Source organism: Nonomuraea sp. NPDC023979 (assembly GCF_040639085.1).
Taxonomy (GTDB): domain Bacteria; phylum Actinomycetota; class Actinomycetes; order Streptosporangiales; family Streptosporangiaceae; genus Nonomuraea; species Nonomuraea ceibae.
Genome location: NZ_JBEZZG010000003.1, coordinates 290,983 through 313,935, shown reverse-complemented (window position 1 = coordinate 313,935; position 22,953 = coordinate 290,983). Strand labels below are relative to the sequence as shown.

At 68.2% G+C, this 22,953-nt stretch carries 25 protein-coding genes; 22 read left to right on the top strand and 3 right to left on the bottom strand.

Annotated elements, in window-relative coordinates; all coding sequences use genetic code 11:
* Window positions 1–10 precede the first annotated feature (10 nt).
* The 12 genes from AB0G11_RS07980 (at window position 11) to AB0G11_RS07925 (ending at window position 14,590) form a co-directional block, all read left to right on the top strand.
* Entirely contained in the window at window positions 11–1,336 is a 1,326-nt protein-coding gene (locus tag AB0G11_RS07980) for an NADH-quinone oxidoreductase subunit D (protein ID WP_219504490.1), read from the top strand.
* Window positions 1,333–1,989 carry an NADH-quinone oxidoreductase subunit NuoE gene (nuoE, locus tag AB0G11_RS07975; RefSeq protein ID WP_219504492.1) on the top strand — a complete coding sequence of 219 codons (657 nt, stop codon included), beginning with the start codon at window positions 1,333–1,335 and terminating at the stop codon, window positions 1,987–1,989. The genes AB0G11_RS07980 and nuoE overlap by 4 nt, the downstream gene beginning before the upstream one ends.
* On the top strand, window positions 1,986–3,275 hold the full coding sequence (nuoF, locus tag AB0G11_RS07970) for an NADH-quinone oxidoreductase subunit NuoF (protein ID WP_357584698.1): 1,290 nt from the start codon (window positions 1,986–1,988) through the stop codon (window positions 3,273–3,275). The genes nuoE and nuoF overlap by 4 nt, the downstream gene beginning before the upstream one ends.
* A gap of 2 nt (window positions 3,276–3,277) precedes the next feature.
* Window positions 3,278–5,659 carry an NADH-quinone oxidoreductase subunit G gene (locus AB0G11_RS07965; RefSeq protein ID WP_357584696.1) on the top strand — a complete coding sequence of 794 codons (2,382 nt, stop codon included), beginning with the start codon at window positions 3,278–3,280 and terminating at the stop codon, window positions 5,657–5,659.
* Complete coding sequence (gene nuoH / locus AB0G11_RS07960; protein WP_219504498.1) at window positions 5,656–6,969, top strand: NADH-quinone oxidoreductase subunit NuoH; 1,314 nt, start codon at window positions 5,656–5,658, stop codon at window positions 6,967–6,969. The genes AB0G11_RS07965 and nuoH overlap by 4 nt, the downstream gene beginning before the upstream one ends.
* Window positions 6,956–7,471, top strand: a complete 516-nt coding sequence (gene nuoI / locus AB0G11_RS07955) for an NADH-quinone oxidoreductase subunit NuoI (RefSeq protein WP_219504500.1) — start codon at window positions 6,956–6,958, stop codon at window positions 7,469–7,471. The genes nuoH and nuoI overlap by 14 nt, the downstream gene beginning before the upstream one ends.
* Window positions 7,464–8,222, top strand: coding sequence for an NADH-quinone oxidoreductase subunit J (locus AB0G11_RS07950; protein WP_219504501.1), 759 nt, complete (start codon window positions 7,464–7,466; stop codon window positions 8,220–8,222). The genes nuoI and AB0G11_RS07950 overlap by 8 nt, the downstream gene beginning before the upstream one ends.
* Window positions 8,223–8,269: 47 nt before the next feature.
* Entirely contained in the window at window positions 8,270–8,515 is a 246-nt protein-coding gene (nuoK, locus tag AB0G11_RS07945) for an NADH-quinone oxidoreductase subunit NuoK (protein ID WP_049559522.1), read from the top strand.
* Between the two features lie 73 nt (window positions 8,516–8,588).
* Entirely contained in the window at window positions 8,589–10,442 is a 1,854-nt protein-coding gene (nuoL, locus tag AB0G11_RS07940; protein ID WP_219504694.1) for an NADH-quinone oxidoreductase subunit L, read from the top strand.
* The gene (locus tag AB0G11_RS07935; RefSeq protein ID WP_219504504.1) at window positions 10,442–12,007 is read left to right on the top strand and encodes an NADH-quinone oxidoreductase subunit M; all 1,566 of its coding nucleotides are present in this window, start codon (window positions 10,442–10,444) and stop codon (window positions 12,005–12,007) included. Before nuoL ends, AB0G11_RS07935 begins: the two co-directional genes overlap by 1 nt.
* Entirely contained in the window at window positions 12,004–13,590 is a 1,587-nt protein-coding gene (nuoN, locus tag AB0G11_RS07930) for an NADH-quinone oxidoreductase subunit NuoN (protein ID WP_219504506.1), read from the top strand. The genes AB0G11_RS07935 and nuoN overlap by 4 nt, the downstream gene beginning before the upstream one ends.
* 10 nt (window positions 13,591–13,600) lie before the next feature.
* Complete coding sequence (locus AB0G11_RS07925) at window positions 13,601–14,590, top strand: polyprenyl synthetase family protein (RefSeq protein ID WP_219504508.1); 990 nt, start codon at window positions 13,601–13,603, stop codon at window positions 14,588–14,590.
* On the opposite strand, the gene rarD is transcribed toward AB0G11_RS07925, so the two are convergent.
* Entirely contained in the window at window positions 14,558–15,484 is a 927-nt protein-coding gene (rarD, locus tag AB0G11_RS07920; RefSeq protein WP_357584694.1) for an EamA family transporter RarD, read from the bottom strand. The two genes, AB0G11_RS07925 and rarD, sit on opposite strands and share 33 nt — an antisense overlap.
* Before the next feature lie 114 nt (window positions 15,485–15,598).
* Here rarD and msrA point away from each other — a divergent pair, with 114 nt between their 5' ends.
* Both msrA and AB0G11_RS07910 read left to right on the top strand, forming a co-directional pair.
* Complete coding sequence (gene msrA, locus AB0G11_RS07915) at window positions 15,599–16,258, top strand: peptide-methionine (S)-S-oxide reductase MsrA (RefSeq protein ID WP_357584692.1); 660 nt, start codon at window positions 15,599–15,601, stop codon at window positions 16,256–16,258.
* Window positions 16,255–16,587, top strand: a complete 333-nt coding sequence (locus tag AB0G11_RS07910; protein WP_357584690.1) for a hypothetical protein — start codon at window positions 16,255–16,257, stop codon at window positions 16,585–16,587. Before msrA ends, AB0G11_RS07910 begins: the two co-directional genes overlap by 4 nt.
* A gap of 799 nt (window positions 16,588–17,386) precedes the next feature.
* Here AB0G11_RS07910 and AB0G11_RS07905 read toward each other — a convergent pair.
* Complete coding sequence (locus tag AB0G11_RS07905; RefSeq protein ID WP_357584688.1) at window positions 17,387–17,602, bottom strand: hypothetical protein; 216 nt, start codon at window positions 17,600–17,602, stop codon at window positions 17,387–17,389.
* A 112-nt stretch (window positions 17,603–17,714) separates the two neighbouring features.
* Here AB0G11_RS07905 and AB0G11_RS07900 point away from each other — a divergent pair, with 112 nt between their 5' ends.
* The 8 genes from AB0G11_RS07900 (at window position 17,715) to AB0G11_RS07865 (ending at window position 21,708) form a co-directional block, all read left to right on the top strand.
* Window positions 17,715–18,491, top strand: coding sequence for a hypothetical protein (locus tag AB0G11_RS07900; RefSeq protein WP_357584686.1), 777 nt, complete (start codon window positions 17,715–17,717; stop codon window positions 18,489–18,491).
* Window positions 18,492–18,705: 214 nt separating this feature from the next.
* A complete protein-coding gene (locus AB0G11_RS07895) occupies window positions 18,706–19,161 on the top strand; it encodes a helix-turn-helix domain-containing protein (RefSeq protein WP_357584684.1) in 456 nt (151 codons plus the stop codon).
* 121 nt (window positions 19,162–19,282) lie between these two features.
* Complete coding sequence (locus tag AB0G11_RS07890; RefSeq protein WP_357584682.1) at window positions 19,283–19,567, top strand: hypothetical protein; 285 nt, start codon at window positions 19,283–19,285, stop codon at window positions 19,565–19,567.
* Window positions 19,568–19,577: 10 nt separating this feature from the next.
* Window positions 19,578–19,895, top strand: a complete 318-nt coding sequence (locus AB0G11_RS07885) for a hypothetical protein (RefSeq protein WP_357584680.1) — start codon at window positions 19,578–19,580, stop codon at window positions 19,893–19,895.
* Window positions 19,896–20,011: 116 nt separating this feature from the next.
* Window positions 20,012–20,323: a hypothetical protein gene (locus AB0G11_RS07880; RefSeq protein ID WP_219504514.1), complete on the top strand. Its 312-nt coding sequence runs from the start codon at window positions 20,012–20,014 to the stop codon at window positions 20,321–20,323.
* Window positions 20,299–20,715, top strand: coding sequence for a PIN domain-containing protein (locus tag AB0G11_RS07875; protein WP_219504516.1), 417 nt, complete (start codon window positions 20,299–20,301; stop codon window positions 20,713–20,715). The genes AB0G11_RS07880 and AB0G11_RS07875 overlap by 25 nt, the downstream gene beginning before the upstream one ends.
* Window positions 20,716–21,062: 347 nt before the next feature.
* The gene (locus AB0G11_RS07870; protein WP_357584679.1) at window positions 21,063–21,326 is read left to right on the top strand and encodes a type II toxin-antitoxin system RelE/ParE family toxin; all 264 of its coding nucleotides are present in this window, start codon (window positions 21,063–21,065) and stop codon (window positions 21,324–21,326) included.
* Window positions 21,327–21,408: 82 nt separating this feature from the next.
* Entirely contained in the window at window positions 21,409–21,708 is a 300-nt protein-coding gene (locus AB0G11_RS07865) for a helix-turn-helix transcriptional regulator (RefSeq protein ID WP_219504518.1), read from the top strand.
* A gap of 275 nt (window positions 21,709–21,983) precedes the next feature.
* Here AB0G11_RS07865 and AB0G11_RS07860 read toward each other — a convergent pair whose 3' ends face one another.
* Window positions 21,984–22,949, bottom strand: a complete 966-nt coding sequence (locus AB0G11_RS07860) for a DUF6461 domain-containing protein (protein WP_357584677.1) — start codon at window positions 22,947–22,949, stop codon at window positions 21,984–21,986.
* Window positions 22,950–22,953 lie beyond the last annotated feature (4 nt).

Here is a 22,953-nt window from a genome sequence, read left to right as displayed (position 1 = left end):
AGGATCACGCGTGAGCACCGCATATGACGAGGCGACCGAGGGCAAGGTCTACTCGGTCACCGGCGCCGACTGGGACGAGGTCGTCAGCGGGGTCCGCGACTCCGACGACGAGCGCCTGGTCGTCAACATGGGCCCGCAGCACCCGTCCACGCACGGCGTGCTCCGCCTGGTCCTGACCCTCGACGGTGAGACGGTCACCGAGGCGCGCGGCGTCATCGGCTACCTGCACACCGGCATCGAGAAGAACATGGAGTACCGGACGTGGACGCAGGGCACCACGTTCGTCACTCGCATGGACTACCTGTCGCCGATCTTCAACGAGACGGCCTACTGCCTGAGCGTGGAGAAGCTGCTCGGCATCGAGGACCGCATCCCGGACCGGGCGCAGGCCATCCGCGTCATGATGATGGAGCTCAACCGGATCGCCTCGCACCTGGTCGCGATGGGCACGTTCGGCATGGAGCTCGGCGCCACCACGCCGTTCCTGTTCGGCTACCGTGACCGCGAAATGGTCATGGAGCTGTTCGAGTACATCACCGGACTGCGCATGAACCACGCCTACGTGCGGCCGGGCGGCGTCAGCGTCGACCTGCCCGCCGGAGCCGTGGACAAGGTCGGCGAGTTCCTCAAGGAGATGCCCAAGCGGATCAAGGACATCCGCAAGCTCCTCGACGAGAACCCGGTGTACGTCCGCCGCACCAAGGACGTCGCCTACCTCGACCTGACCGGCTGCATGGCGCTCGGCATCACCGGCCCCATCCTGCGGGCCGCCGGCCTGCCGTGGGACCTGCGCAAGTCGCAGCCCTACTGCGGTTACGAGACCTACGAGTTCGACGTGGCGACCCAGCGCGGCTGCGACGTCTACTCCCGCTACCTCGTGCGCATGCAGGAGATGGAGGAGTCCCTCAAGATCATCGAGCAGGCCCTGGACCGGATCGCCGGCCCGCTCAAGGGCGACCCGGTGATGATCGAGGACAAGAAGATCGGCTGGCCCGCGCAGCTCGCGCTCGGCCCCGACGGCTTCGGCAACTCCCCCGACCACATCGCGCACATCATGGGCAGCTCCATGGAAGCCCTGATCCACCACTTCAAGCTGGTGACGGAGGGCTTCCGCGTGCCGGCCGGCCAGGCCTACGCGCCGATCGAGTCGCCCAAGGGCGAGCTCGGCGCGCACGTCGTCAGCGACGGCGGCACCCGGCCCTACCGCGTCCACTTCCGCGAGCCGTCGTTCTGCAACCTGCAAAGCTTCCCCGCCATGGCGGAGGGCGGCCAGGTCGCCGACGTGATCGCCGCGGTGGCTTCTATCGACCCCGTCATGGGAGGTGTGGACCGGTGACTTACTCACCGGAAGTCCGCGAGCGTCTCGAACGCGACGCCAAGGAGATCATCGGCCGTTACCCGAAGACGCGGTCGGCGCTGCTTCCGCTGCTGCACCTGGTGCAGTCGGAGGACGGCTACGTCTCCGACGACGGGCACGAGTTCTGTGCGGAGATGCTGGGCCTGAGCAAGGCGGAGGTCGTCGGCGTCTCGACCTTCTACACCATGTACAAGCGCAAGCCCGCCGGCGAGTTTCACGTCGGCGTCTGCATCAACGCGCTCTGCGCCGTCATGGGCGGCGACGAGATCTGGGACGAGCTGTCCGAGCACGTCGGCGTCGGCCACGAGGAGACGACCGGCGACGGCAAGATCTCGCTGGAGCGCCTGGAGTGCAACGCGGCCTGCGACTTCGCCCCGGTCATGATGGTCAACTGGGAGTTCTTCGACAACCAGACGCCCGAATCGGCCAAGCAGCTCGTCGACGACCTGCGTGACGGCAAGGACGTGCGGCCCACCCGCGGTCCGAAGAAGCTGTGCACGTTCAAGGAGGCGTCGCGGGTGCTCTCCGGCCTGCCCGACGAGCTGGCGGGCGACGGCCCCTCGGCCGCCGGCCCCTCGCTGGAGGGCCTCAAGCTGGCCAAGGCCAACGGATGGAAGGCCCCCGAGGCATGAGCACGACCCTGACACCGGTCCTGACCGCCAACTGGGACCGCCCCGACTCCTTCACCATCGACGGCTACGGGCCGTACGAGGCGGCCAAGAAGGCGCTGGGCATGGACCCGGACGCCGTCATCCAGGCCGTCAAGGACTCGGGCCTGCGCGGCCGCGGCGGCGCCGGCTTCCCCACCGGCATGAAGTGGGGCTTCATCCCGCAGGGTGACGGCAAGCCGCACTATCTCGTCGTCAACGCCGACGAGTCGGAGCCGGGCACCTGCAAGGACATCCCGCTCATGATGGCCAACCCGCACTCGCTGGTCGAGGGCGTCATCATCACGGCGTTCGCGATCCGCGCCAACCACGCCTTCATCTACGTGCGCGGCGAGGTGCTGCACGTCATCCGGCGGCTGCACGCGGCCGTGCGCGAGGCGTACGAGAAGGGCTATCTCGGCAAGGACATCTTCGGCACGGGCTACGACCTGGAGCTCGTCGTGCACAGCGGCGCCGGGGCGTACATCTGCGGCGAGGAGACGGCGCTGCTGGACTCGCTGGAGGGCTTCAGGGGTCAACCGCGGCTCAAGCCTCCGTTCCCGGCCGTGGCGGGCCTTTACGCCTCGCCTACTGTCGTGAACAACGTCGAGTCCGTGGCCAGTGTTCCCTCGATCATCGCCAACGGGGCCGACTGGTTCGCCGGGATGGGCACCGAGAAGTCCAAGGGCTTCGGCATCTTCTCGCTGAGCGGCCACGTCACCAGGCCCGGCCAGTACGAGGCTCCGCTCGGCATCACGCTGCGCGAGCTGCTCGACATGGCGGGCGGCATCCGCGCCGGGCACCGGATCAAGTTCTGGACCCCGGGCGGCTCGTCCACGCCGATCTTCACCGACGAGCACCTCGACGTGCCGCTCGACTTCGAGGCGGTCGGCGCGAAGGGCTCCATGCTCGGGACCCGGGCGCTGCAGATCTTCGACGAGACCACCTGCGTGGTCCGCACGGTGCTGCGCTGGACCGAGTTCTACGCCCACGAGTCGTGTGGCAAGTGCACGCCGTGCCGTGAGGGCACCTACTGGCTCAAGCAGGTGCTCAAGCGCCTGGAGAAGGGTCAGGGCACCGAGGACGACCTGTCGACGATCACCGACGTCGCCGACAACATCCTGGGCCGCTCGTTCTGCGCGCTCGGCGACGGCGCCACCAGCCCGATCCACTCCTCGGTGAAGTACTTCCGCGAGGAGTACCTCAAGCACTTCGAGGTCGGCGGCTGCCCGTTCGACGCGAAGAAGTCCACTCTGTGGGGTGACCAGTGACCGTGACAGAAACTGAGACCACCCTGGTGACCCTCACGATCGACGGGTTCCAGGTCAGCGTCCCCAAGGGCACGCTGATCATCAGGGCGGCCGAGCTGCTGGGCATCCAGATCCCCAGGTTCTGCGACCACCCGCTGCTCGACCCGGCGGCCAACTGCCGCCAGTGTCTCGTCGACATCCCCGACGCCGGCAACGGCCGCGGCTTCCCCAAGCCGCAGCCGTCGTGCGCGATCGAGGTCGCCGAGGGCATGGTCGTGCAGACCCAGCTGACCTCGCCGGTGGCGGAGAAGGCGCAGCGGGCGGCGATGGAGTTCCTGCTCCTGAACCACCCGCTCGACTGCCCGGTCTGCGACAAGGGCGGCGAGTGCCCGCTGCAGAACCAGGCCATGTCCAACGGCCAGGGCGAGTCGCGCTTCCAGGAGCAGAAGCGGACGTTCGCCAAGCCGCTGCCGCTGTCCACCCAGGTGCTGCTCGACCGCGAGCGCTGCGTGCAGTGCGCGCGCTGCATCCGCTTCTCCGACCAGATCGCCGGTGACCCGTTCATCGAGTTCTTCGAGCGCGGGGCCAAGGAGCAGGTGGGCGTCGCCGACGGCGAGCCGTTCCAGTCCTACTTCTCGGGCAACACGGTGCAGATCTGCCCGGTGGGCGCGCTGACCGGCGCCGCCTACCGGTTCCGGGCCCGCCCGTTCGACCTGGTGTCCACGCCGAGCGCGTGCGAGCACTGCGCCTCCGGGTGCAGCCTGCGCACCGACCACCGGCGCGGCCGCGTCACCCGCCGCCTGGCGGGCAACGACCCACAGGTCAACGAGGAGTGGAACTGCGACAAGGGCCGCTGGGCGTTCACCTACGCCACGCAGCCCGACCGGCTCAGGACGCCGCTGGTCCGCAACGAGGAGGGCGTGCTGGAGCCCGCCTCCTGGCCGGAGGCGCTGAGCGTCGCCGCCCAGGGCCTGGCCGCCGCCCGCGGCAAGGCCGGCGTGCTGGTCGGCGGCCGGGTCACGGTCGAGGACGCCTACGCCTACGCCAAGTTCGCCCGGCTCGCGCTCGGCACGAACGACGTCGACTTCCGCGCCCGGCCGCACTCCGCCGAGGAGGCCCGCTTCCTCGCGCACGCGGTCGCCGGCAAGGGGATCGAGGTCTCCTACGCCGACCTGGAGAGCGCCCCCGCGGTGCTGCTCGTCGGGTTCGAGCCCGAGGAGGAGTCGCCGATCGTCTTCCTGCGCCTGCGCAAGGCGTGGCAGAAGCGCGGCCTCAAGGTCACCGCGATCGCCCCGTTCGCCACCAACGGCCTGGCCAAGATGGGCGGCACGCTCATCCGCACCGCGCCGGGCGGGGAGGCCGACGCGATCGGCGACCTGGTCGGCACGCTGGCCGAGGGCACGATCGTGCTCGCCGGCGAGCGCCTGGCGACCGTCCCCGGCGCGCTGTCGGCGCTGGTCCGGCTGGGCGCCGCCTCCGACGCCCGCATCGCCTGGGTCCCGCGCAGGGCCGGCGAGCGCGGCGCGGTCGAGGCGGGCGCGCTGCCCAACCTGCTGCCGATCGGCCGCCCGGTCGACGACGAGAGCGCCAGGGCCGAGATCGCCCGCGCCTGGAACGTGTCCTCGCTGCCCGCCACCCCGGGCCGCGACACCGACGCGATGCTCGCCGCCGCCCGTGACGGGGAGCTCGACGCGCTGGTCGTGGCCGGCGTCGACCCCTACGACCTGGCCAACCCGGTCGCCGCGCTGGAGGCGCTGGAGAACACGCCGTTCATCGTCAGCCTGGAGACGCGCGCCAGCGCCGTCACCGACCGGGCCGACGTGGTGCTGCCGGTCGCCACCGTGCAGGAGAAGAGCGGCACGTTCGTCAACTGGGAGGGCCGGGGCCGCTCGTTCGAGGCCCCGCTCAAGGTGCCCGGCCTGCGCAGCGACCTCGCGGTCGTCGGCGACCTGGCCGACCGCATGGACGTGCACCTGGGCCTGCCGGACGCCAAGGCGGCCCGGCGCGAGCTGTCGGGCATCGGCTCCTACCGGGGCACCCGCGTCGCCGCGCCGAGCGTCGGCGCCGGCTCGCCCGCCGCCCCCGCCGCCGGTGGGGCCGTGCTGGCGACCTGGCACCTGCTGCTCGACGACGGCCGCCTCCAGGACGGCGAGCCGTACCTGGCCGGCACCGCGCGGGCCGCGGAGGCGCTGCTGTCGGAGAGCACGGCCGCGGAGATCGGCGTCGCCGACGGTGACAAGGTCGTCGTCGGCGGGCCCGGCCCGAACGCGGTCACGCTGCCCGTCCGCATCGCCGACCTGCCCGACCGCGTGGTCTGGGTGCCGTCGAACTCGGGCGGCTGCTCGGTCACGCGCGACCTCGGCGCGGTGGCCGGCGACATCGTCACCATCGGGAGCGCCTCATGACCTTCGTTCTCGCGGCCAGTCCGACCGTCGAAGACTTCGGCAAGGACCCGCTCTGGATCACCATCATCAAGGCGGTCATGCTGTTCGCCTTCCTGATGCTGGGCATCCTGTTCGGCGTCTGGTTCGAGCGCAAGCTCATCTCCCGGATGCAGAACCGCTACGGCCCCAACCGGGCGGGCAAGTTCGGCCTGCTCCAGTCGGTGGCCGACGGTCTGAAGATGGGCCTGAAGGAGGACATCTTCCCGCGGACCGTGGACAAGGTGCTCTACCTGCTGGCCCCGGTCATCATGGTGATCCCGGCCTTCCTGGCCTTCTCCATCGTGCCGTTCGGGCCGATGGTGAACCTGTTCGGCGTGCAGACGCCGCTCCAGCTCGTCGACCTGCCGGTGGCCGTGCTGTTCATGCTGGCCATGGGCGCCGTCTCGGTCTACGGCGTGGTGCTGGCCGGCTGGTCGTCACGCTCGCCGTACGCCCTGCTCGGCGGCCTCCGGTCGGCGGCGCAGGTGGTCTCGTACGAGATCGCGATGGGCCTGTCGTTCGTGGCGATCTTCCTGTTCGCCGGGACGCTGTCCACCTCGGAGATCGTCGGCGCGCAGCAGCAGACCTGGTACGCCGTGCTGTTGCTGCCGTCGTTCCTGGTCTACGTGGTCTGCATGTTCGGCGAGGCCGCGCGCATCCCGTTCGACCTGCCCGAGGGTGAAGGCGAGCTGGTCGGCGGGTTCCAGACGGAATACTCCTCGTCGCTGAAGTTCGCCCTGATCATGATGGGCGAATACCTGCACACCTTCACCGCCTCGGCCATCGCCGTGACGCTGTTCATGGGCGGCTGGCGGGCACCGCTCCCGATGAGCTGGGAGTGGGCGCACACGGGCTGGGTTCCGGTGCTCTGGTTCTTCATCAAGTTCGTGCTGACGTTCTGCTTCATCGTCTGGGTGCGCGCCTCGCTGCCGCGTGTCCGGTACGACCAGCTGATGTCGCTGGGCTGGAAGGTCCTGATCCCGGTCAACCTGGCGTGGATCCTTCTCGTCGCCGCCGTTCGCAACATCATCTACGTGAACAACGGCACGTTCGAGGGGAGCATCTACGTCTCCGCCGGGCTCGGCGCGATCGTCGTCATCGGGGCGCTGGCCATCTGGATGCGGTTCGACACCGTGAACCAGCGGCGCAAGGAAGCCAGGAAGGCGGAGGTCGAAGCCGAGTTCGAGGAGCTGTCCAACGAGCCGACGGCAGGCGGCTTCCCTGTGCCGCCGCTCGATCTGCCGCACTACCACGGGGTGCAGCACAAGGAGATTCCCAGTGGGACTAACTGATTGGCTGAACCCCGTCAAGGGCTTCGGGGTCACCTTCCACACGATGTTCAAGAAGCCCGTCACGACCAACTACCCGGAGGAGAAGAAGCCGACGGCTCCGCGCTTCCACGGGCGGCACCAGCTCAACCGCTGGCCTGACGGGCTGGAGAAGTGCGTCGGCTGCGAGCTGTGCGCGTGGGCGTGTCCGGCCGACGCCATCTACGTGGAGGGCGCGGACAACACCGACGAGGAGCGCTTCTCGCCGGGCGAGCGCTACGGGCGCACCTACCAGATCAACTATCTGCGGTGCATCCTGTGCGGCCTGTGCATCGAGGCGTGCCCGACCCGGGCGCTCACCATGACCAACGAGTACGAGCTCGCCGACAGCAACCGCGAGAGCCTCATCTACACCAAGGAGATGCTCCTCGCGCCGCTCACCCAGGGCATGGAGCAGCCGCCGCACCCCATGCGGCTCGGCGAGACCGAAGAGGACTACTACCGGCTGGGACGGACCAATGGGTGAGACCATCACTTTCTGGGTGCTCGCCGTCGTGTCCGTCGGCGCCGCGCTCGGCGTGGTCTTCAACCGGAAGGCCGTCTACTCGGCGCTGATGCTCGGCACCGTGATGCTCTGCCTCGCGGTCCTCTACGCCGTGCAGGACGCGCCCTTCCTGGCCGCGGTGCAGATCATCGTCTACACCGGCGCCGTCATGATGCTGTTCCTGTTCGTGCTCATGCTGGTCGGCGTCGACTCCTCCGACTCGCTCGTGGAGACGCTCCGCGGCCAGCGGTTCTGGGCGATCATCGCGGGCGTCGGATTCGCCGCGCTGATCATCCTGGCCGTGGGCAACGCGATCTTCGCGCCGCAGACGGGCCTGGCGATGGCCACCGGTCAGGGCGGCTACATCCGCTCGATCGCGCTGCTGCTGTTCACCAAGTACGTCTTCGCGTTCGAGGTCACCTCGGCGCTGCTCATCACCGCCGCGCTCGCCGCGATGGTGCTGGCGCACCGCGAGCGGCTGGCCAAGAAGGCCACGCAGAAGGACCTGTCCAAGGCCCGCTTCCTCGGCGACCGCCCGTCGCCGCTGCCCGGCCCGGGCACGTACGCGACCGGCAACGCCATCGACATGCCGGCGCTGCTGCCCGACGGGTCCGTGGCCGAGTCCTCGGTCAACCGCTACATCGCCCGCTACGACGTGGAGCATGGGCACCTGCCCGAGGACCCCAAGCTCGCCGAGGCCATCAAGCACCGGGCCGAGGAGGAGTCCAAGTGACGACGCATTACCTCATCCTGTCGGGCCTGCTGTTCGCGATCGGCGCCATGGGCGTGCTGATCCGGCGCAACGCGATCGTCGTGTTCATGTGCGTGGAGCTCATGCTCAACGCCTGCAACCTGGCGTTCGTCACGTTCGCCAGGCAGGTCGGCAACCTCGAAGGCCAGATCATCGCGTTCTTCGTGATGGTGGTGGCCGCGGCCGAGGTCGTGGTCGGCCTGGCAATCATCGTGACGATCTTCCGAACCCGCAGGTCCGCGTCGGTCGACGACGCCAACCTGCTGAAGTACTAAGAGGTGACTGGTGGAATCTCCTGCTGAGATCATCCAGCACACCGCTGGTGGCGCGATCGGCGTGTCCTGGCTGATGATCGCCCTCCCGTTGCTGGGGGCGTTCATCCTGCTGGTGTTCAACCGGTTCACCAACCGGTGGGGCCATCTGCTGGGCGTGGCCATGTCCCTCGCCTCGTTCGCCGTGGCGGTGCTGGCGTTCGTCGAGTTGCTCGGACTCGGCGAGGATCAGCGCCGCAGGGCCGTGCGGCTGTACGAGTTCATCCCCAGCCTGAAGCTCGACATGGGGCTGCTCGTCGACCCCCTGTCGGTCAGCTTCGCGCTGCTGATCACCGGTGTCGGATCGCTGATCCACATCTACTCGATCGGCTACATGTCGCACGACCCCGACCGGCGCAGGTTCTTCTCCTACCTGAACCTGTTCGTCGCCGCGATGCTCCTGCTGGTGCTGTCCGACAACTACGTCGGGCTGTTCATCGGCTGGGAGGGCGTCGGCCTGGCCTCGTACCTGCTCATCGGGTTCTGGCAGTTCAAGCCGTCGGCGGCTGTCGCGGCGAAGAAGGCGTTCGTCGTCAACCGCGTCGGTGACTTCGGGCTGCTGGTCGGCATGTTCATCATCTGGACGTCGTTCGGCTCGCTGGCCTTCAAGGACCTGGGCGCGCAGCAGATCGGCACCGCCTCCGACGGCACGCTGACCGCCATCGGCCTGCTGCTGCTCCTCGGCGCGTGCGGCAAGTCGGCGCAGCTCCCGCTGCAGTCGTGGCTCCTGGACGCGATGGAGGGCCCGACCCCGGTCTCGGCCCTCATCCACGCCGCGACCATGGTCACCGCCGGCGTCTACCTGGTGGTCCGCTCGGGCGCGTTCTTCGAGGCGTCCGACGTGGCCTCGCTGGTCGTCACGATCGTCGGTGTGGCCACGCTGCTCGCCGGTGCGATCATCGGTTGTGCCAAGGACGACATCAAGAAGGGCTTGGCCGGCTCGACGATGTCGCAGATCGGCTACATGATGCTCGGCGCGGGTCTCGGCCCGGCGGGCTACGCCTTCGCCATCGCGCACCTGATCGCGCACGGCTTCTTCAAGGCCGACATGTTCCTCGGCGCCGGCTCGGTCATGCACGGCATGAACGACGAGGTCGACATGCGCAAGTACGGCGGTCTCCGCAAGTACATGCCGATCACCTTCGCCACGTTCATGGTCGGCTACCTGGCCATCATCGGCTTCCCGTTCCTGTCCGGCTTCTACACCAAGGACGGGATCATCGAGACGGCCATGGAGCACGGCGCCTGGATGGGCTGGCTGGCCGTCCTCGGCGCGGGCATCACCGGCTTCTACATGTCCCGCATGATCTTCATGACGTTCTTCGGCGAGAAGCGCTGGGAGAAGGACGCGCACCCGCACGAGTCGCCCTCGGTGATGACCGTGCCGCTGATCCTGCTGTCGATCGGCTCGATCGTGCTCGGCTACTTCCTCATCATGGACAACAGGCTCATGCACTTCCTGGCGCCCGCGGTGGGCATGCCGGAGCACGCGCCCGTCCCGCACGTGTTCAGCACCACCACGGTGGGTCTGTCCACGCTGGCGCTGGTGGCCGTCGGCGCGGCGATCGCGTGGATGAAGTACGGCCGCGCCCAGGTGCCGGCCGTGCAGCCGCGCGGCTCGTTCCTCACCACCTTCGCCCGGCGTGACCTGTACGGCGACGCGCTCAACGAATCGCTGTTCATGCGCCCCGGCCAGTGGCTGACCCGCATCGCGGTGTACTTCGACAACCGCGGCATCGACGGGCTGGTCAACGGCCTGGCCGCGGGCATCGGCGGGAGCTCAGGGCGCCTGCGGCGGCTCCAGACGGGCTTCGCCAGAACGTACGCGTTGTCCATCCTGATCGGCGCCGCCCTGCTGACCGGCGCCCTGCTCCTCGTTGGGAACATCTGATGTCGTCACTCTGGCTCCCGATACTCATGGCGGTGCCCGTGCTGGGCGCCATCGTGGTAGCGCTGCTTCCCAAGGGCAGCGACAAGCTGGCCAAGCAGGTCACGCTGCTGGTCTCGCTGGTCGTGCTGGCGCTGACGCTCGTCATGGCGTTCCAGTTCACCGGCGCCCCCGGTGACCGGTTCAAGTTCGCGGCCACGTACGACTGGATCCCGAGCTTCGGGGTGCACTTCGGGGTGGGCGTCGACGGCATCGCGCTGGTGCTGATCGCCCTGTCGGCCGTGCTGGTGCCGATCGTGGTGCTCGCCTCGTGGCACGACGCCTCCGGCGTCAAGGCCGCCGACGGCACCGTGGTCGCGCCCAAGCGGTCGGTCAAGACGTACTTCTCGCTGCTGCTCGTGCTGGAAGCGATGATGATCGGCGTCTTCGCGGCGACCGACATCTTCCTGTTCTACGTCTTCTTCGAAGCCATGCTGATCCCGATGTACTTCATGATCGGGTCCTATGGCGGGGCGCAGCGGTCCTACGCGGCGGTCAAGTTCCTGCTGTACTCGCTCTTCGGCGGCCTGCTCATGCTGGTCGCGGTCATCGGCCTGTACGTCGTCGCGGGCAAGGGGACGTTCATGTTCCCCGAGCTCGTCGGCGCCATCCAGGACCCGGTGACGCAGAAGTGGCTGTTCGCGGGCTTCTTCATCGCCTTCGCCATCAAGGCGCCGCTCTGGCCGGTGCACACCTGGCTGCCCGACGCCGCCGCGCAGGCTCCGGCCGGCGCCGCGGTGCTGCTGGTCGGCGTGCTGGACAAGGTCGGCACGTACGGAATGCTCCGGTTCTGCCTGGAGCTGTTCCCCGACGCCGCCAAGGCGTTCACCATGCCGATCATCGTGCTGGCGGTCATCAGCATCATCTACGGCGCGATCGTGGCCATCGGCCAGACCGACATGAAGCGCCTGATCGCCTACACGTCGATCTCGCACTTCGGCTTCATCGTCATGGGCGTGTTCGCGATGTCGCAGGTGGCCCAGGAGGGCGCCGCCCTCTACATGGTCAACCACGGCTTCGCGACCGGCGCGCTGTTCCTGGCGGCCGGGTTCCTCATCGCCAGGCGCGGCTCCCCGCACATCGCCGACTACGGCGGCGCGCAGAAGGTCACGCCGCTGCTGGCCGGCTTCTTCCTGGTCGCCGGTCTGGCCGGGCTCTCGCTGCCGGGGCTGTCCTCGTTCGTCAGCGAGTTCATGGTGATGATCGGCACCTACTCCAGCCCGGCGTTCGGGTCGGGGGCGCTCACCGTCGCGGCGATCGTCTCCGCGCTGGCCGTCATCCTGGCCGCCGTCTACATCCTGTGGATGGTGCAGCGGACGCTCAACGGGCCGACCGCCGAGCCGGTCAAGGCGTTCAAGGACCTGAACGCGCGCGAGGTGTGGGTGCTCGCGCCGCTGGTCGCCCTGATCATCGGCTTCGGGTTCTTCCCCAAGCCGCTGCTCGACGTGATCACACCCGCGGTGACCAGCACGCTGTCCAACGTGCAGGTCGACAACCCGGCTATCGCTGAGAAGGGAGCCGGTCAGTGAACAACGTCATCGAGGCGCCGACGATCGAGTACGGCACGCTGGCGCCGCTGCTGCTCGTGTTCGCGGCCGCCGTCGTCGGCGTGCTGGTGGAGGCGTTCGCGCCCCGCTACCTGCGCAGGTCCATCCAGGTGCCGCTGACGCTGCTCAGCCTGGTCGGCGCGTTCGCGCTGGTGCTCGTGACCGTCGTCGGCGGCGGCGTGCCGACCGAGCCGGTCGCGATGGGGGCGCTCGCGGTCGACGGGCCGGCGCTGTTCATCTGGGGCGTCATCCTCGTCCTGTCCATCGTCTGCGTGCTGCTGATCAACGACGAGGGCCACTTCGTCGCCTCGGCGGCGTCGGTGCCCGGCAGCGCCGACGAGGAAGAGGCCGAGCGGGCCGGCAGCGCGCACACCGAGGTCTACCCGCTGGCGCTGTTCGCGGTGGGCGGCATGCTCATGTTCCCCGCCGCGAACGACCTGCTGACCATGTTCGTCGGCCTCGAGGTCATGTCGCTGCCGCTGTACCTGCTGTGCGGCCTGGCCCGGCGTCGCCGCCTGCTCTCGCAGGAAGCCTCGCTGAAGTACTTCCTGCTGGGCGCGTTCTCCTCGGCGTTCTTCCTGTACGGCATCGCGATGCTGTACGGCTACGCCGGGACCGTGTCGCTGGCCGGGATCGGCCAGGCCATGACGACCGGGGCCGCGCTGGACCCGCTGCTGCTGATCGGCTTCGCGCTGGCCGGCGTGGGCCTGCTGTTCAAGATCGGCGCGGCGCCGTTCCAGGCGTGGAAGCCGGACGTCTACCAGGGCGCCCCGACGCCCATCACCGCCCTCATGGCCTCCGGCACGCTGGTGGCCGCCGTGGGCGCGCTGCTGCGCGTCTTCTGGGTGGCGCTGGGCAACCTCGACTGGAACTGGCGTCCGGTCATCTGGGTCATCGCGGCCCTGACGATGATCGTCGGCGCGGTGCTGGCGATCACGCAGACCGACATCAAGCGGATGCTCGCCTACTCCTCGATCGCGCACGCCGGCTTCCTGCTGGTGGGCGTCATGGCCACCTACTCGGCCGCCGAGGGCAACGCGGTGTCGCTGCAGGCGATCCTGTTCTACCTGCTCGTGTACGGCATCACCACGGTCGGCGCGTTCGCCGTGGTCACGCTGGTGCGCGATCCCGGCGGCGAGGCCAACCACCTCTCCCGCTGGGCCGGGCTGGGCAAGCGGTCGCCGATCCTCGCCGGGGTGTTCGCCTTCTTCCTGCTGGCGTTCGCCGGAATCCCGCTCACGAGCGGATTCTTCGGCAAGTACGCGGTCTTCACGGCGGCGCTGGGCAGCGCCTCCGAGGCCGGCGACTCGCTGGGCGGCTGGATGACCGGACTGGTCGTGGTCGGCGTCATCGCCTCGGCGATCGCCGCGTTCTTCTACGTCCGCGTCATCGTGCTGATGTTCTTCAGCGAGCCCGCGGCCGACGGCCCGGCCATCGCGATCCCCAGTGCGGGGACCGTGGCGGTCATCGCGGTCTCGCTGCTGGTTACGGTAGGAGTCGGGCTGTACCCGGAGCCCGTGCTCGACCTTGCCCAGCAGGCTGCATCTGGCCTTTTCGTTAGATAGGGGATCCCATATGTCCGCGCCTCCCGTTGTTGACCTTCCCATCGAGGACGAGCGGTTGGCGCAGGACGTGTCCAACGGGCTGGCCGCGGTGGAGAAGCTGCTGCGCTCGTCGGTGGAGAGCGAGGACGCCTTCGTCACGGAGGCGTCCAAGCACCTCATCGAGGCCGGTGGCAAGCGTTTCCGCACGCTGATGGTGCTGCTGGCGGCCCAGTTCGGCGACCCGTCGGCGCCGGGCGTGGTGCCCGGCGCCGTGGTGATCGAGCTGACCCATCTCGGGTCGCTCTACCACGACGACGTGATGGACGAGGCCCCGGTGCGCCGGGGCTCCCCGTCGGCCAACGCCCGGTGGGACAACACCGTGGCCATCCTGACCGGCGACTACCTGTTCGCCCAGGCTTCCGACCTGCTCGCCGACCTCGGCCCCGAGCTGATCCGGGTCCAGGCGCAGACGTTCTCCCGCCTCGTGCAGGGGCAGATCCGCGAGACCATCGGCCCTCAGGCCGGTGACGACCCGGTGGCCCACTACATCAGCGTGCTGGCCGACAAGACCGGCTCGCTCATCGCGGCCTCGGGCCGCTTCGGGGCGCTGCTGTCCGGTGCTCCCGCCGACGTGGAGGAGCGGCTGAGCCGGGCCTGCGAGGCGATCGGCGTGGCCTGGCAGCTCGGCGACGACCTGCTGGACGTGGCCTCCACCTCCACCGAGTCGGGCAAGACGCCCGGCACCGACCTGCGCGAGGGCATCAAGACGCTGCCGGTGCTCTACGTGCTGGCCTCCGACCCGTCGTCGCGGCTGGCCGAGCTGCTGTCGGGGCCGGTGGCCGAGTCGGACCTGGACGAGGCGCTGACGCTGCTGCGGGCGCACCCGGCGATGGCTCAGGCGCGGGCCGAGCTGGACGCGTGGGTGGACCGGGCTCGGCACGACATCTCCGGCCTGCCTGACATCCCGGCCAAGTCCGCCTTTTTGGCGCTATGTGACTACGTGGTCGAGCGGTCGGGCTGACGCCTTCTTCTTCGGCCGCCGCGCCCGTGCCGCGCGGAAGCTGTCGTACGTGAAGATCGCCAGCGCGATCCACACGATGGCGAAGCCGGCCCACCGGCTCGGCGGCATCGTCTCCTTGGCGATCAGCACCCCGACCAGGAACTGCAGCACCGGCGCGATGTACTGAAGCAGCCCGATCGTGCTGAGCGGCACCCGGATCGCCGAGGCGGTGAACGCCAGCAGCGGCAGCGCCGTGATCACCCCCGCCCCCACGAGCAGCGCGGCGTGCCCTGCCCCCAGGGTGCCGAACGTCGACTGCCCCTGCTGCTGCAGGAACGTCAGATACGCCAGCGCCGGCACCAGCAGCACGAGCGTCTCCACGGTCAGGCTCTCGGCCGCCCCCACGTTCGCCTGCTTCTTGACCAGCCCGTACACCGCGAAGCTCACCGCCAGCACCAGCGCCATGTACGGCGGCCGCCCGTAGTTGACGGTCAGCACCAGCACCGCCAGCGCCCCGAACCCCACGGCCGTCCACTGCAACGGCCGCAGCCGCTCCTTCAGCAGCAACACCCCGAACAGCACGCTGACCAGCGGGTTGATGAAGTAGCCCAGCGCGCTCTCGACCACGTGGCCGGTGTTGACCGCGTAGATGTACGTGCCCCAGTTGACCGTGATCACCACCGCGGCCACGGTCAGCAGCCCGAGCTTGCGCGGCTGCCGTACCAGCTCCTTGACCCACGACCAGTGCCGGCGCACGAGCAGCACCGCCACGACGGCGGCCAGCGACCAGACGATGCGGTGCGCGAGGATCTCCACCGCTCCGGACGGCTTCAGCAGCGGCCAGTAGAGGGGGAACAGTCCCCACATGGCATAAGCGGCCACCCCGAACAGCACACCGCGTCGCAAGTCAGGCATGTCCCCTATCTTCGGGCATTACCATGCTTAAACACAAATGTGCACATCTATACGGGACTATGTAGAAGGTGTTAAGCGTTGTGCCCTCTGTAGAGTGAACCGTGGAGGTGCGCTATGGGTTGGCTGTTCGGAACCAAGACATCGATGGTCAGTCGCGAGGACGCCCTGCCGGGCCGCCCCGACCCGATCCCCGTCCCCGCCCGCCACGCCGTCCTCGACGCCCCGCTGGCCCCGCCCTACCCGCCGGGCGTGGAAGTCGCGGACTTCGGCCTGGGCTGCTTCTGGGGCGCGGAGCGCAAGTTCTGGCAGACGCCCGGCGTCGTCACCACGGCCGCCGGCTACCAGGGCGGCTACACCCCCAACCCGACGTACGAAGAGGTCTGTAGCGGCCGCACCGGACACACCGAGGTGGTGCGCGTCGTCTTCGACCCGGCCGTGATCTCGTACGAGGAGCTGCTGAAGGTCTTCTGGGAGGCGCACGACCCCACCCAGGGCATGCGCCAGGGCAACGACGTCGGCACCCAGTATCGGTCGGCCGTCTACTACCACTCGCCGGAGCAGCAGAAGGCCGCCGAGACCTCGCGCGACGCGTACCAGAAGGTGCTGACGGAGGCGGGCTACGGGGCCATCACGACGGAGGTGGCACCGGCGGGACCGTTCTACTTCGCAGAGGACTACCACCAGCAGTACCTCTTCAAGGTGCCCGACGGGTATTGCGGGATTGGCGGGACCGGGGTCGCTTGCCCGGTGGGCATCGCGCCTGCCGGCGAGTGAACAAGGCGGTCTTCGACGAGGTCTGTGTGCTCTGGGCGGAGCACATGGGCCTGCCGTTCCCCGACGACCTTCGCGGCGTCGACATCTACGAGCAGCCCGTCGCGTACCTGGACCTCTGCATGGCAGGCCCTCTGACCAGCTACGTAGGAAGCCAGAGGGGCGTGTTGGACGCTGATCAGCTGCGAGCTGTGAAGGAGACCGCTCGTGATCTGCGGGTGCTCCTTCCGCGTCTACGACATCGCGAAGGCCGAACGTACGTCGCTCGGCTGGTCCGGATCGGCGAACTGATCGTCGGCGATGCCCAGGAAAATTCCGGCCGCCGCAAGTAGTCGCGGCGACAATCCTCTCTACATGGTCAAGGGCTCGCTGCGCTCGCCACGGGACCGCCGACCCGCTTAGCGGCCTGGCGGGCTTGCGCGTGCGGCCTGGGGGCCGTTCGCGCCCGCCACCGCACGCGGGCCGGCGGCCCCGACGATGAGCTTCAAGCTTCTGCCGCCCCGCTTCCGGTGCTCGGGCCTGGAGGCCCTGCGCTCCGGGTCGGGTTGCCATCGATTCACCCGAGTTGCTCCCTGTGGTGGAGGCTGGCGTATTGCGGGGCCGTTTCAGACGCTTCGAAGGGAACTTTGCTCCCTCCTCCCCTGTCTGGTCTCCGCCTGCAGATTCGCAGCCAGTTCATCCAACGTCGCCCCGCAACGGACGTTGGACAGCCCGCTTGCGCAGGGCACGGGCTGCTTCCGAATGGCCACCCAGCCTGCGGCCATGTCCTGAACCTTCCATGCCGGGTACTGGGCGATCAGCTTCGCCAAGGTCATGGGCACGGGTGGGCTCCGGCGACCGGCGTACAAATCGGCTGAGACTCCCGTAGTTGGGCGTAGCGGAGAGCGACTCGGTGAGCGGCCCGAGCGGGTTCGGTGGAGGGGTGCCAGGCGTAGATGACTCGCTGTCGTCTCGCATCCCATGCCGATCGCCACCAGTAGCGCCCGCCGTGACACCAGACGACCAATCCGACCCAGACGGACACCAGCGCCAGGCCGTAGCCGTCGTGCACGTCTGCGGAGACTCCCCGGGCGGCGAGGGCGTTGGCCAGGGCAGCGGCGGCGTGGGTCTCCGGTGCGAGCGAAGGGCGGCTCACAACGCCTCCTCTGCTGTCTCCTGTTCCTTCAGCTGCTCGGCGAGATGGACGATGTCGTCCGCGTCGATCGTCTGGGACAGGCCGTGATCTACTTCGCGCGGGGACAGGCGACGACCGTTCCGGGTGGCCCAGAGACGGCCCACAGAACTACGCCAAATGCACCAACCGGGAAATGCCGCTTGGAGGTCTTCGAGAATCACCGGAGTGGACATGCGATCAGCGTGCTTACCTGAGCGTGACAAACCCACCGCGTTATCAAGACGTCCAGGACGTTACAGCGTTACGCTCCGAACGTCCCTGACGTCCTCCAGTTCGAGGTGTGCCGTGGCCAACGTTCCCCTACGCAGCGCCATGCTGAACGCCCAGGTCACGAACCAGAACTTGGCCGACCGATGTGGCGTGGACGTCAAGACGGTGGAACGCTGGCTGCAAGACGAAACGCGCGTTCCACACATGCGGCACCAATGGGCCGCCGCCGAGGCACTAGGAGTTGAGACAGCCGTGCTATGGCCGGATGCAATTCGCAATACGGTGAAAACTGGGCCGGATAAGGAAGTCTTGACCGTCTATCCGTATCGCTCCGCATGTCCGAAATCAATCTGGCGCAATCTCATCAGCTCGGCGCGCAACGAGATCGTGTTCGCCGGCTACACCAACTACTTCCTGTGGCTGGAACACCCCAATCTCGCGAAGGTGCTCAAGCGGAAGGCGCAGCAGGGCTGCAAGATTCGGTTCCTCGTCGGCGATCCGGAGAGTGAGGTGACGCGCCACCGTGAGGACGTGGAGAACGTTCCGCTGACCGTCTCCACGCGCATCCGGATCACTCTGTCGGAGATCGAGCAGCTACGTGACGTTGCCGGTGTCGAGGCCCGGTTCGGTGACGAGCACATCGCCATGAGCGTGTTCCGGTTCGACTCGGAAATGCTCGTCACGCCGCACTTGGCGAAGCTCGTCGGTCACGACTCGCCCATGTTGCACTTGCGGCGGTATCAGGACGACGGCCTGTTCGATCGGTTTGCCTACCATGCCTCCGAGCTGTGGGGCAACGGTCGCAACGTGTGGCAGCAGCCCCAGCCCGCAGGCCCGATCCTGGGGGACTAACTGAGCGACAACCGGCCCGGAGGCCGGTCGGCATCCCCTTCCTGTGCCGGCCTCGCGGAGATCCACGCCTTCATCGCCCATCCGGGCCTTGGGGCAGCAGCATGCCCATGCTTCTGTTGAGGGCCGTCTTCCGCCGTGTGCGCCCGTAAGCCGCTAGCGATTTTGCTTGCGTTTATTTCGTCTGTTGCGGATACTGCGAAGAGGGGGTGACGTCATGGGTGACGTGCAGGCCAAGCGAGTGCAGCCGGGGAGCATCGATGCCGAGGTAGCCGGTCGCGCGGTACGCCGGATCAAGGATTACCTCATGCGGTATCCCGAGCAGCCGACCGTCCGGGTCGCCGGAGAACACGGGGGTGAGGATCCGTTGATCCTGCCTCGCGAAGCCGTGAGTCTGCTCGCCTTCATCCTTGCCCAAGCAGCCGAAGGGCGCGGAGTCACGGTGATTCCGTCGCATGCTGAGCTGACGACACAGCAAGCGGCGGACATGCTGAACGTCTCACGCCCGTACGTGATCAAACTTCTGGAGGCGGGAGAAATTCCCTTCCGGTTGATTGGCAAGCACCGCCGAATCAGGTACGAGGATCTTCAGGAGTACAAGCGTCGCGATGACGCCAAGCGCCGGACCGCGGCCGATGAACTTGCTGCGCTGGGGCAAGAGTTGGGCATCTGAGCCATGACATTCGTGGTGGTCTACGATGCGAACGTGTTGTACGGCAACACGCTGCGTGACCTGCTCATTCGCCTCGCCATGACGGGTGCAAGCCAGGTGGACCAACAGAATCCTTGACGAGATGCAGCGCAACCTTGCGACCAACCGGCCCGACATTCCTGCGGAGAAGCTCGGCAGGCTCCGCTGCCTGATGAACTCCGCTGTCCCGTTGATGATGTGCTCGACGCTTTGGAGGCGGCGGGCCTCGTCGAAGCGGTCGCTGCTCTTCGAGCGGGCTGAAGGCCTCCCAAACTGGTTCTGTGCGCGCTACCACCGGCAGTACCTCTTCAAGGTGCCCGACGGGTACTGCGGCATCGGCGGAACGGGCGTCGCCTGCCCGGTCGGCCTGACGTCCGGTGAGGCCTGATCGGCTCGACTTGATCCACGCTGGGTGGATCAAGGAGGAGAACGCGAGGGTCTTCTGCGAGATCCTCGCGTCGCTCATCGGGTACGAATTCGACGATCTCGACTGGCAGGCGGTTGAGACGGGGTTACTCAGCACTGACGATGAGCAGGAAGAACGCTGGTACGGCTATCCGCTCGTCGGGGAGACAGCGAGGCTTGATTTCAGGCTGGCACAGGCGGTGGGCGGCTCGGTGATCTCGGTCGAGGTGTACGGCGCGGTGGGCGACGTGCTCCGGGGACAGGTGGAACTGGCCTGTGATGTGGCCGCCGCTTACGGCATGAGCCGTTGATCACCGCAGGGGATATCCGATACGGCGACAAGTTCCGCTAGGCGTGACGCCAGGTGGGCTCACCAGCCACCAGAGCGGATCCAGTGTTTTGCTACTTCGAGTAGTAAACTCAGGCCATGAGCATGCCAGAACGAGACTTCGGGCCGGGGGACGGTCCGGCTGCCAAGGTCAGTGTGTCTCTGAGAACGGGCAACATCCGCGCTGTCCGAGAGCGGGTCGGAGCCCGCGGGTTTTCCGCCTACGTTGATGCCGCTGTGGAGCGTCAGATCGAGCGGGACCTTCTGGAGGAAGCCCTGCAGGTGAACGAGGCCGCCTCCGGGCCTATCCCGCAGGACTTGCGTGACGAGGCGGCGGAGTTGTTCCGCCACGTGAAGTCCGCGCCCGAACTCCAAGAGGAGGACTCATGGCGCGCGCACGAAGCCGGTTGAGCGCGGGCACCGTCGTCCTCGATTGCGAGGGGCTGGTGAAGTGGTGCGAGGCCGACCAGCGGGTGACGGCGTTCGTCAGGGAGGCGCAGGACAACGATTTTCGGGTTGTGGTCAGCGCCATGACGCCGATCGAGGCGCAAGATGTTCGGGTCAAAGGGGATCGTCTCAGGTGGTATCTGTCCCGGTTGAAGATCGAACCGGTGACCGAGGACATCTCCTCGCGAGCGATCGAGCTTCTTCGAGATGCCCGGCTGCATGGGCACAAGTACGCCATTGACGCCGTGGTCGCGGCCACCGCGCTGCGTTCGGTGCGCCCTGCCGTCGTCCTGACGTCTGATGAGGACGACATGAGCAAGCTGTGCGGGAAAGCAGTGCAGGTGGTCGCTGTCTAGGCTGCGTGAGGGCCGCACGGATGTCGGCGGCACCGCGGTTGTCGTCGGCGTCGGCCTGTCGTAGCCAGTTCTGCAGGCGCGACCGGCTGACGCGCAGGTCTTGGCGAGCTGGACGAGTGGTTTGTCGCCTTGGCGTGCGAGCTCGACCGCGCGGCGCCGGAACTCTGGTGGGTGAGGTGCGGGCCTGGGGGACATCCTTCTGCGGCACTGGCAAGGGCGCGGCCTGACCGGTCGGCTTGAGGCCCGGTGAGGCGTAGCGGTTTGCAGGGCGACTCGGGTACGTGACTCTTAGTAGCCGAATCCTGGTAATCGCAGGACGCTGTGCTCGCGGCCATAGCATCGTTGCTATGGCCTGGGGTGCCGTGGAGCTCGAGCCGGAGGGTCGGGAGTGGCTGGAGAAACTATCGGCGGAGTCGTTCGCGCGTGCGGCTTTTTACATCGACTTGTTGGCGGCGGAGGGTCCGCTCCTCGGGGACCCATACACGCGACAGCTTGATGGCAAGCTGCGCGAGCTACGGTTCTACCTTGATGATCTGACCATGCGGATCAGTTACTGGATCGCACCGCAGCGGCGGGTCATCCTTCTGACCGTTTCCGCAAAACGCGAATGAGGGAAGATCGAGAAGTTGACCGGGCGCGGCGGGCGCTGTACCGCTGTAGGGACGAGGCGCACTCGGTGGACGAGGAGTGGTGATGACCGAGCGGACCGATTGGGCCGATCTCCGGGATCGGCGGCTGTCCGAGCCGGGTGCGGCCGAGGCTTACGATGCGACTCGTCTTGCCTTCGAACTCGGTCGGGCAGTGCGGCGCATGAGGGAATCCCGTGGCTGGAGCCAGAGCGAGTTGGCCCGGGCTGCCGACATGACGCAGTCGGCCGTGGCTCGTTTCGAGGCTGGAGGCACCGTTCCGACGTTGCCGGTCCTCGAGCGTCTGGCCCGAGCTCTGGACGCCGATCTGGAAGTACGGATCCTTCCACGTGCTCCTGCGGCCTGAGGGTGATCCGTGGGTTCGCCACCTGGCTCCCGACGAACTTCGTGCTTCATGCTGGAGCTCGGCGGAGCACTTTCCGACGAGGCCGAGCCGGACGTCGACGCCACCAGCCAGGAGGTCATTGCGGGCTGGCGGGCCACAGCCAGAATCAAGGCTGACCCTGCGCGATACGCCGAGGCGCGCCGGCCTACGAGTGGGGACTTCGGGCCGGTACAGGTTGCGCCATGAGCCCCGAACGCGGAGGCCGGGTCACGGAGGCACCCGCCGAAGCGGTTGGATCAGGGCCAGTAGTCGGCTTCTGGTAGGCGTAGGTGGGTGTCGGGGCTGGTGAGGGAGCGGGCGTCGGTGGGGCGGAGGGCGGCGGCGGCGAAGCAGTAGGCCTCGGCGTGGCCCTCGTACAGGAACTCGAGCAGGATCTCCGCGGCCGAGGCGCCCGGGGAGACGTTGCCGCCGCCCGGGTGGGTGTCCCAGTCGACGACCTCGCCGTCGCGGAAGACGCAGCCCTGGTTGCCGCTCTTGGGGTTGGCGAACATGCCGTACGCGACCGTGCCGGCGGAAAGGGCCTTCATGACGCCGGGGGCGTCGGCCATGTACCCGGACGCCTGGCTGACGACGCAGCCGCCGGGGACGTCGGTTACGCCGATGAGCCGCAGTGCCTCGTCGTGGAAGGGGTCTTCGAGGATCTCGTCCACCTCTGCCTCGTCGGCGGGTTCGGCGGCCAGGCGGCGTGCCGCTTCGGCGGCGGTGATGCCGCGGACGCAGGCCAGGCTGAAGCCGTCCTCGTCCTCCAGCTCGTCCAGCACGGCGATCAGGCGGTCGGCCTCGGCGACCGCGGCGGCCTCCGCCTCGGTCAGGGTTGCGTGACCCTGGGGGAAGGGGAAGAACAGGCCGGGGGTGGGGCCGGCCAGGCTGAGGCGGCCGGGCGACCAGCCGTTCATCATGGTGCGCCACGGGTCGGCTCCGGCGGCGACCAGGGCGCGGGCGATCCCGGGCCGCTTGTTGAAGACCGCATCCCAGAGCGCGGTGCGGCCCTCACACTCCGCGTCGACGTCGTCGACCCGGGCGGCCAGTTCGGCGATCACCTCCGGGGAGCCGCGTTCCGCCGCGGCGTGCAGGGGACGCGTGTACGGGTACGCCCCGTCGTTCGGGTCGGCGCCGGCGTCGAGCCTGGCGCGGACGAGGGCGAGGTCGTCCCAGGAGTGCCACCCCAGATCGGACCATCCGGCGGATGCGTTGGCGGTCATGACG